The 7,059-nt window shown below is 35.0% G+C and carries 9 protein-coding genes; 2 read left to right on the top strand and 7 right to left on the bottom strand.

Features of this window, described 5'->3' with window-relative positions; genetic code table 11:
* Positions 1-97: 97 nt before the first annotated feature.
* Positions 98-742 carry a GntR family transcriptional regulator gene (locus ACW2QF_RS15365; protein WP_455716890.1) on the bottom strand — a complete coding sequence of 215 codons (645 nt, stop codon included), beginning with the start codon at positions 740-742 and terminating at the stop codon, positions 98-100.
* A 418-nt stretch (positions 743-1,160) separates the two neighbouring features.
* Here ACW2QF_RS15365 and ACW2QF_RS15370 point away from each other — a divergent pair, with 418 nt between their 5' ends.
* A complete protein-coding gene (locus ACW2QF_RS15370) occupies positions 1,161-1,385 on the top strand; it encodes a CsbD family protein (RefSeq protein WP_455716891.1) in 225 nt (74 codons plus the stop codon).
* Positions 1,386-1,430: 45 nt separating this feature from the next.
* Entirely contained in the window at positions 1,431-1,682 is a 252-nt protein-coding gene (locus ACW2QF_RS15375; RefSeq protein WP_455716892.1) for a GlsB/YeaQ/YmgE family stress response membrane protein, read from the top strand.
* Between the two features lie 211 nt (positions 1,683-1,893).
* On the opposite strand, the gene ACW2QF_RS15380 is transcribed toward ACW2QF_RS15375, so the two are convergent.
* The 6 genes from ACW2QF_RS15380 to ACW2QF_RS15405 all read right to left on the bottom strand — a co-directional run bounded on the left by ACW2QF_RS15380 (position 1,894) and on the right by ACW2QF_RS15405 (position 7,031).
* On the bottom strand, positions 1,894-2,736 hold the full coding sequence (locus tag ACW2QF_RS15380) for an AraC family transcriptional regulator (RefSeq protein ID WP_455716893.1): 843 nt from the start codon (positions 2,734-2,736) through the stop codon (positions 1,894-1,896).
* Positions 2,737-3,007: 271 nt separating this feature from the next.
* A complete protein-coding gene (locus ACW2QF_RS15385) occupies positions 3,008-3,616 on the bottom strand; it encodes a hypothetical protein (protein ID WP_455716894.1) in 609 nt (202 codons plus the stop codon).
* Positions 3,617-3,625: 9 nt separating this feature from the next.
* The gene (locus ACW2QF_RS15390) at positions 3,626-5,029 is read right to left on the bottom strand and encodes an ABC transporter ATP-binding protein (protein ID WP_455716895.1); all 1,404 of its coding nucleotides are present in this window, start codon (positions 5,027-5,029) and stop codon (positions 3,626-3,628) included.
* A 6-nt stretch (positions 5,030-5,035) separates the two neighbouring features.
* Positions 5,036-5,719: an energy-coupling factor transporter transmembrane component T gene (locus ACW2QF_RS15395; protein WP_455716896.1), complete on the bottom strand. Its 684-nt coding sequence runs from the start codon at positions 5,717-5,719 to the stop codon at positions 5,036-5,038.
* Positions 5,719-6,318, bottom strand: coding sequence for an MptD family putative ECF transporter S component (locus tag ACW2QF_RS15400; RefSeq protein ID WP_455716897.1), 600 nt, complete (start codon positions 6,316-6,318; stop codon positions 5,719-5,721). Before ACW2QF_RS15400 ends, ACW2QF_RS15395 begins: the two co-directional genes overlap by 1 nt.
* Positions 6,319-6,557: 239 nt before the next feature.
* Positions 6,558-7,031, bottom strand: coding sequence for a hypothetical protein (locus tag ACW2QF_RS15405; protein WP_455716898.1), 474 nt, complete (start codon positions 7,029-7,031; stop codon positions 6,558-6,560).
* Between the last annotated feature and the right edge of the window lie 28 nt (positions 7,032-7,059).

Below are 7,059 nucleotides of genomic sequence, written 5' to 3' on the forward strand. Positions count from 1 at the left end.
ACTTTGTCAAACAAAAAATCTGACAGAATATCAAACATATCCTTAATTTTCGGAAAATATGCTTATTTATTCAATCAGATTCATTTTTATATCATAACTATTTTTCTTTTTCTTTATCGGGATAAACGAACGTATAAACTCTCTCTGTACTCCTTTCATCTCCTACATAATATACAATATCATCTTGTAAAAATACTGTATATGGACCAGGGGATTTTAACAATTCATTATTTCTTCTAATTGCAACAATTGTTGCAGATGTATTGTGCCAAAAATTCATTTCAGAGATAGTTTTGCTTATGAGAGGCGTATCTGCCGTTATTTCAATTTCATAAGGCACAAAAGGATTGCTTGAACGAAATCGATCCATCTTATCAATTAATTTTGTTAAACTTTCATTGAAGTAATCAAACTCTTTTAATTGTCTATTAACACTCCCTATGATATCTTTCTTTAAATCATGAATGGTTTGTACATCATTATACTGATGAACAAACTGTACTGCTTTTTCATAAGATTTTATGACCACTCCACTACCTTTTGTACTCTCTACAATATCAAGGTCTACTAAGATACTAATAGCTCTTCTTGCTGTTTCGGCAGAAACCCCATATTGACTTGCTATAGCGGAACGCGTATATACCTTATCTCCAACCTTATATTTCTTATCCATTATTTTTGCTGCAATATCCGTAGCTATTTGCTGATATCTTGGGCTTGTTAATTTAGATTTTTTCTCCATCGTGCTGCTCTCCTTAATAGATACCTAACGATATTTTATTGTATCATACACGTAATATATTAGTATTTTTTTATAAAATTATCAATAGCAATTCAAGCACTATAATTTATATAATAGTTTAAAAAAGTACTAAATGACAGATAAATTATCTTTTAATTGATAAATAATTCTCAAATAGAAAGTTTTTCCCGTTTTTACCTTGAATTTATCAATTTATTGGTATAGCCTTAAAGAAAGATTGTATCAAATTAAATTTTATAATCTTTAATCTATATGTTTTTAAATTTACTCTATAGGGAAAAGAGTGAATGATAGTTAATTTCACTCTGAAAAGAACCTTAAAATAAGCGTAACGTGCTCATTTCAATCTTCTTTCATCACATTTTATGCTGTATATGGCAGCAGATAGGAGGAAAATATGAACAATGAAAATGGTAAACTTGATAAAATAGCAGGTACAATTAAAGAAGCTACCGGAAAGGTTATAAATTCAGAGCAACTTGAGTTAGAAGGTAAGCTTCAAAAAATACACGGTGAAATGAAAGAAACTACTAAAGAATTAAAGGAAGACCTGAAAGAAAAGGCCGCAGAAAAAGTAAACGATTTTATTGATAAAAAGGATATAGATAAACAGGAAAAATAAAATCAACGATAAAAGCTACAGACTTTGTACAGAAAGGATGAGACTATGGGATTATTAAGTTGGATTATAATAGGAGGCATAGCCGGTTGGCTAGCCAGTATATTTACAGGTAATGACAGACAAATGGGCTTAGGAGGCAATATAATAGTTGGTATTTTAGGTGGATTATTAGGAGGATTTTTATTTAATATACTTGGTGGGTACGGAGTAACAGGTTTTAATCTATGGAGTTTACTCGTATCATTTATTGGATCAGTTATATTGCTAATGATTATAAATGCTTTTTCAAAGAAATAGTCTTTATAAAGCATGAACCTCAAATACCAGAATATAGATATTTGAGGTCCTAATAGTATTTCAAAACTACCAGGAGATAATATAAAGAACGAGCCGACAACTGTGATTTCACTCACGGTTATCGGCTCTGCGTCTTTGCGTCTGGCTCTTTGTAAAACCGCCTATAGTCTCACTAAGGCGGTTTCTTGTGTAATAGTATATCTTATTGAAATTACTTTTTGATAATTGGTATCCATATTTCGCTTTTGTAATCAGATGCACTCATGTCACCGTTTGAGTACCATTCTATTTCTGGCGCTTCTGCATGCTCATAACCAGATGTGGGAAACCACTTGGAAAAAATTCGTCCCCATATATCTGCCATTGCAGTAGGCATAGGGCCAACTACCTCAAATATTGCCCATGTAAGAGATGGTATTACAAGCTCGCACAAAGTTTTTGGAGAATCTTTTTCCGTTATCGTGGCAATATAGTAATCAGTTGTATTATCTTCATACATTCCACTATACACACCTACTAACCCGTCGCCAAGTTCAGCGATTTGCGAAATAGTTTCTTGCGGCGTTTCACTCCACATTTTCCCTATGTTTTCACCCAAACCATCAACATGTGAAAACCTCTGTTTTACACCTACAACAACAAATGAATCTTTTTTCTCAATTCTGTAGTTCATCTCAACCACTCCTTTTATTGATAAAGAGAACGTTACACGAGGATACGCTTTTAACGATATGCCTTTTTCTCTTGCTTTTGATGGCGTAACTTCATGCATTGCCATAAATGCACGCGAAAACGAGTCAGGTGAATTATAACCATATTTCAAAGCAAGATCGATAACTTTTTCATTACTATTCTGCAAATCAAATGCAGCAAGCGTTAATCGGCGACGACGTATATACTCAGATAGCGGTACGCCAATAAGGAAAGTAAACATGCGTTGAAAGTGATATTGGGAACATAATGCTATTTGTGCAATCCTTTCGTATTCAATTTCAGCATCAAGATTATCTTCAATATAATCAATCGCATTTTTCATATTCTCAAACGTATCCATATGTTTCTCCTTCCAATGAAAGTATAATATAGTTTTTTGTTTAATACCCGATAATATTTACAAGAATTTGTAGGTCGTAATTTCTTTATTATTGCAAATTATTTAGGTTAATTATACTTTTCCTTATTTAGGAAGTCAATCCACTATAGGAAAAGATTGGGTTGGATCCACATCCTTCACTTATGATTTTCAGACACAAAAACACAAACAGCCCCGTCCGGAAATACTGTACGCCAAAGCGTACTCTTTCGGAATGGGGCTGTCAGCTATCCTATCTTATCAATGGCATTTTATGAAGTCCACGAACAACATTTATTTTCTGCACACTAGTTGTCTCTGCGTCACACAAAGTGGCATACCACCATGGATTAGTCAGCTTTTCTTCTTTTATCAATTCATCCCAAGATGAGCTGAACTGGAAATGAAAATGGCTGATATAGTCTCCGTGATTTTTAGCATCTCTTTCCGGCATTGGTTCCATAGCCAATATACATGTAAAAGGCCAGTTTTCAGCTGGGTTTACAGCACATAGTTTCAGGTTTTCTTTACCTTCCAGTCCTTTTGCTAGGGTTCCCTGCAATACATAATCCGCTTTACCAAGATCATTACCTTCGTGGTCAAACCATTGGATTGCAATACCATTTTCGGTTTCTGTCACATCCCAGCCGCCTAAACGAACTGGATTGGTTGGGGTTATGCTGTTACAAGCTGTCTGCCAGAAAGTTTTACATCCGTTAGCAAACATTTTCTGTAGAGCCGGAATCTCTTTACACATTTGTTCTGCCTCATGCCATGTCTGCATCATATCACTGTCAGTGCTATATATATAATTTTCAAAATTCTCCCATTGGCCAAGCCATTGCTTTTTATTCAAACTCATAATATTCTCCTATTTTAAGTATTTTACTCGGTCACACCAGCCAGCTACTAGCTCTTCATCATGGGTAATTACGATAATAGCTTTATCCTGATGCTTTAGATTTTGTAAAAGAATTCCCACTTGTTCCATATGATATCTGTCCAGTCCGCTTGTTGGTTCATCTAGAATGATCAACTCTTTACCGGACAGTATAGCGGATGCAATAGCTACACGCTGTTTCTGTCCACCGGATAGGCTCATAGGATGTCTGTCTGCATATTCAGCCAATCCAAGAGATTGTAATACATAATCACATTGACTGTCATCGTCTACACCTATCAATACTTCTTCACGTACGCTGTCTGAAAACAACTGATAGTTTACATCCTGCATAACCAGAAAGCTTTTCTTTAACAACTGCTTTGCCTTCAAAGGACGCTCAGCCCATATAATCTGACCACTGATTGGCTTAAGCAAGCCGCACAAGGTTTTTCCAAAAGTGCTTTTACCGATGCCGTTATGCCCCATAATGCCAATAATTTCGCCTTTCTGTATGGAAAAGTCAGCAATATGATAAACAGATTTTTTCTTATTGTATCCTACAGACAGGTTATTGATTTTCAATAGTGGGTTTCTCTGCTGTTTGTTGTCCATACACTTCTTCGTTACAGCTTTTTGCACGTCTGTCAAGTCTGATACTCGCATTCCGAGATTATTTAAAGTTTTGTTTGTAAGACTACGAAATTCAGAATTACTCCATACATTTACCGCTTTTCCACTGTCGAAATAGATATATTTATCTGCAAAATCCACTGTCCATGCCAAGCGATGTTCAGCAATGATAATTGTGGTACCTGCGTCTTTTTCTTTGATAATAAGATTTTTCAAATCTTCGATTGCACTACTATCTAGATTTGACGTAGGTTCATCAAGTACCAGAATTTGTGGATTCAGCATGCAGGCAGCTGCAAAAGCTATACGTTGTTTTTCACCACCTGCTAACCTAAAAATATTTCTGTCTAATAGATGTTCTATTCCAAATTCTTGGCTGACTTCTAGGATACGCTGAACTATTATTTCCGGCTCATATCCACTGTTTTCGCAAGGAAAAGCCAGTTCAGCAGTAGTGTTTACATTGAAATATTGAGTTTTTGGATTTTGAAAAACACTGCCTACATGAGACACATAGTTTTCAATCTCGCTCTGTCCAGACATAAGCCCAGCCACAGTACTGTCTCCTACTAAATCACCTTCAAAAAAATTAGGTATAAGACCGTTAAATAGACGGCTGAGTGTAGTTTTTCCACTGCCACTTTTACCACACAGAATTACACACTCACCTTTGTTAATTTCCAAATTAACATTATCTAGAATCTTGTCGCAACTGTTTATATAGTTGTAAAATATATCTTTTACTTTAATAATGCTTTCCATATTCTTTTACCTCGCTATAAATATAATCAGCGGCATGGTGCATATGGCCATATAGATAACATCCTGTAGGTTCATTTTTATCTGTGTCATACAAGTATGTGTCCCTTTTAGACCGATACCTTTTGTCAAGGAAGAGACAGACAGATCCTGTGCCACATTATTCCCATTCATCAACAGTGGCATCAACACATATTCCAATGTTTGTACAGGGCGTAAAAGCATAGAACCACCACCGGAAACAATCCCGCGAAATGCCATAGCATTTTTTATCTGCATATAGTCTTCTTTTATGGTTGGGAAAAAGCGGACAATAACCATGCATGGTATAATCACACATTCTGGTATATGCAGCTTTCTCATTGTGCACACAAATTCACTGATTGTGGTAGTCGAAAAAGCATAAGCGCCGGCAATAATACATGGCAACATCATTCTAATAGATACTGCAAATAGTGACAGCAACACCAATATAAATCCATCAGCGAAAGGTAATATAACTATATCTGTCAGCAAACAACCGTAGTATATAATAAATAATTTTATACCAGTTCGACTCTTTCCATGTAAGAAAAACGGTAAGATAAAGAGAGTAGTCATACTGGCTTCTGTCACTGTATCAACATGAACAAACAACATGATATTGGACAATAGTAAAAGATATAGTTTTGTCAGTGGATTCAATCTACTCATTACACAATTCCAGCCTTTACAAAGTGCTTTTTAATCATTTTCTGTCCGAACACACCGCCGATAAAGGCACAAATGAAAATGGCTACAATGCAAACAATAAAAGTTGTGTTACTTATGTACTGGAACACCCCTTCTATATAAGCGGCATCTTTGCCTCTCTCCACCAGACTGGCTACATATTTGTCTTTCATAAACCACATAGGCAATACTGGACCTGTCAGACCATACGAAAAGATGATATAGCTTAACAATACAATGCTTTTCTTTTTGTAGTTGCAACTATAGGCAATAAAATCCGCTATTAAGCCACATACCATGTTAGCCGCAAACGTCAATACAAAATGCCCGGATGTGAAGAAGAACATCCCCATTACTACACCCATAACAGTGATACCACCAAATTTCTGTACTTTAGCTACCATCAGCATATACACACTACCGGAAATCAATGCAGATACAGCTGGTAGTAAGACATATGACAATCCCGGTAAAATAGCCGCCGAAGAAAACGTGGCAATTGCTACTAGCATGAAATAAAGTGCAGTAAACACACCGATAGAGATTAAATCAGGAATCGTTAATTTTCTTGTTGTATTCATAGTTACCTCCTCATGGTTAGTAAACACTAACTGTTTAAAATAATATCATAAATATTTTTGATTTTCAATATCCTGTTCCCTATTAGTTAGTAACTAGCAACCACAGCTGAAAGTAAAAAAAATCGCAAACCCTTGATTTAAGGATTTGCGATACTTTTCAATTAACCTATCAACTATGATTATCCTAGCACACATTCTTGCAAACATGGGATGCGTGCATTTTTTATACCTTTTAATTATCATTTTTCACCTAGATTGTTATTTAGTTTCATCCCTAACCAAATTAGTACACTTGGAACTATAGCAAAAAGCAATAAATAATATGAATTATCTATATTAAAAACAGTCATAAAAGGAAATGAATATGCATTATAAAGACAATAAGGTGCCCAATTTACATTTTGACTGACGTCTAGAGTACCATTAGATAAAAAATAAGTAAGTATCCATAGAAAAATTCCAATAATAGAGACTATCCAAACGCTAAGTCTCTTTCGTGTCAAATCCCATTTTAAACATATTTTCCCTGACATGAAATATGCAAACGCAGCTCCTAGCCAAATAATAACTGCTGTTATTTTACTCGCTATGCCATAAGCCAATTGACTATCATCAAGTGCACTCATGTTATTAATAATAAAAGTAAAAATAAAAAATGAAATAAAACTAATAATACCATGTATAAGCAGAGCTATAAATCCATTTTTAAACATAGTTCTCATTTCTCCTTATGATTAATTC

The sequence above is a fragment of the Anaerosporobacter sp. genome, assembly GCF_965301125.1.

What these genes read in the sequence shown, in the direction of transcription:
- ACW2QF_RS15365 (WP_455716890.1), bottom strand. Translation starts at nt 742, where the DNA reads ATGGAGAAAAAATCTAAATTAACAAGCCCAAGATATCAGCAAATAGCT.
- ACW2QF_RS15380 (WP_455716893.1), bottom strand. Translation starts at nt 2,736, where the DNA reads ATGGATACGTTTGAGAATATGAAAAATGCGATTGATTATATTGAAGAT.
- ACW2QF_RS15395 (WP_455716896.1), bottom strand. Translation starts at nt 5,719, where the DNA reads ATGAGTAGATTGAATCCACTGACAAAACTATATCTTTTACTATTGTCC.
- ACW2QF_RS15385 (WP_455716894.1), bottom strand. Translation starts at nt 3,616, where the DNA reads ATGAGTTTGAATAAAAAGCAATGGCTTGGCCAATGGGAGAATTTTGAA.
- ACW2QF_RS15375 (WP_455716892.1), top strand. Translation starts at nt 1,431, where the DNA reads ATGGGATTATTAAGTTGGATTATAATAGGAGGCATAGCCGGTTGGCTA.
- ACW2QF_RS15405 (WP_455716898.1), bottom strand. Translation starts at nt 7,031, where the DNA reads ATGTTTAAAAATGGATTTATAGCTCTGCTTATACATGGTATTATTAGT.
- ACW2QF_RS15370 (WP_455716891.1), top strand. Translation starts at nt 1,161, where the DNA reads ATGAACAATGAAAATGGTAAACTTGATAAAATAGCAGGTACAATTAAA.
- ACW2QF_RS15390 (WP_455716895.1), bottom strand. Translation starts at nt 5,029, where the DNA reads ATGGAAAGCATTATTAAAGTAAAAGATATATTTTACAACTATATAAAC.
- ACW2QF_RS15400 (WP_455716897.1), bottom strand. Translation starts at nt 6,318, where the DNA reads ATGAATACAACAAGAAAATTAACGATTCCTGATTTAATCTCTATCGGT.